Origin of the sequence: Halomonas sp. 3D7M, from assembly GCF_014897885.1 — a bacterium.
Classification (GTDB): domain Bacteria; phylum Pseudomonadota; class Gammaproteobacteria; order Pseudomonadales; family Halomonadaceae; genus Vreelandella.
In genome coordinates this window covers 51,196-52,621 of the sequence record NZ_JABUZF010000272.1, presented here as the reverse complement: position 1 = coordinate 52,621, position 1,426 = coordinate 51,196, and the positions used below count along the sequence as shown (strand labels likewise).

Below are 1,426 nucleotides of genomic sequence, written 5' to 3'. Positions count from 1 at the left end.
GCAACGCAGCCAAACGCTGTCGCTGCCCGTGTGGCAGGGCCCTGCATTGAGGACACTTGCCGAGCACGGGAGTGCCAAGCGTAAGCTTTGGCCTGCGCTGGTGTCGCTTGGTCAGCAGTGGCGTGCTGAGGTTGCCACCCGGTGATAAGCCCATTAAGCGTTGCTGACAGTGCTGCGTTACAGGCGTTAGAAGCGCAAGCTAACAGTGGTATAAGCTCGCAGCATCTACGTGATGCGTTAGACGATCCTGGTTCACAGGTGATTGGCTACTGGCAACCATCAGCTTCGATTGGCAATGTGTCCGTTGGCGGTGTGCTGCTTGGTTATGCCATCGTGGTGCGTTTGCCATTTGAGGCAGAGCTTCAAGCGATTGGAGTGCTTCCACAGCAGCAAGGCCAGGGAATCGGTGGCAAGCTACTTGGCGCAGTGGTCGCCTGTGCTAGGCAGTGGCAAAGCGAACGCTTACTGCTCGAAGTGCGGGCAAGTAACCAACGTGCGATAACGCTTTATCAGCACTACGAGTTTAATGAAGATGGTCGGCGCCGAGGTTACTACCCGGCTGCACAGGGTGCCGCCGGGCGAGAAGATGCGCTACTGATGTCGCGCTTACTTTAAGACACGCTATCGCTTTCGATGTCTTCAAATTTGCTGAGTACACCCTGTAAACGGCGCTCCCACTCCTCACGTTCTTGCTTTAGCAGTGCGTTCTCGCCACGCAGCTCTTCGTTTTCAAGCTTCATCAATTCCAACGCCTCAACGGTGTCGGTAATTTTCTGTTCCAGCTGGTTAAATAACTCAAGGCTCATGCCTACCTCCAATAACGTCGACAGGCACACTACCTGTCATAACGGGGACAAAAACGTAATTCAGTTGGGCGAGCGTAACGCCGCTGCAGGATTGCGGCAAGCGCAGTTTACACGGGTTTACGAAGATAGAGGCGAGCCGCACTTTCGCCCGCCTGGGTTTCCCGATAAAGCTGCCAGTTAGTGGGCACGCTTGGAGATAGGGACTTTTCAGTTTCCAGGTAGATCATGGCATCGTCTGCAAGCCAGCCGCCGGTTTCTAATGCGGAACAGCAGGAAGCGGCTAAGCCTTGATGAAACGGTGGATCAAGAAAGACGACATCCGCAGGCTGTTGGCAGGGTTGGTTGAGAAAAGCGAGTGCATCGGTAGATACCACTCGGCCATTACTGGTGCTAAGGGTGATAATATTTTCACTAATTAGCGCGGCTACCCGGGAATCGCGCTCGACAAACGTAACGTTGCTGGCGCCGCGGGAAATGGCTTCAAAGCCTAGTGCTCCTGTGCCTGCAAAGAGGTCCAGCACTTGTTTGCCAAACAGGTGTTGGCCTAGCCAGTTGAATAGGGTCTCACGCACGCGATCAGGGGTGGGGCGTAGCCCTGGGTGGTCGAGTACAGGCAGCTG

At 55.0% G+C, this 1,426-nt stretch carries 3 protein-coding genes; 1 reads left to right on the top strand and 2 read right to left on the bottom strand.

All coding sequences use genetic code 11. The features are described from left to right. Window positions 1-141: 141 nt before the first annotated feature. On the top strand, window positions 142-615 hold the full coding sequence (locus INT22_RS19425) for a GNAT family N-acetyltransferase (RefSeq protein ID WP_193059881.1): 474 nt from the start codon (window positions 142-144) through the stop codon (window positions 613-615). Here INT22_RS19425 and zapB read toward each other — a convergent pair. Further along, complete coding sequence (gene zapB / locus INT22_RS19420; RefSeq protein WP_038481051.1) at window positions 612-806, bottom strand: cell division protein ZapB; 195 nt, start codon at window positions 804-806, stop codon at window positions 612-614. The genes INT22_RS19425 and zapB overlap by 4 nt on opposite strands. A 107-nt stretch (window positions 807-913) precedes the next feature. After that, on the bottom strand, window positions 914-1,426 hold a 513-nt coding region (rsmD, locus tag INT22_RS19415; protein ID WP_226912940.1), incomplete at its 5' end, for a 16S rRNA (guanine(966)-N(2))-methyltransferase RsmD.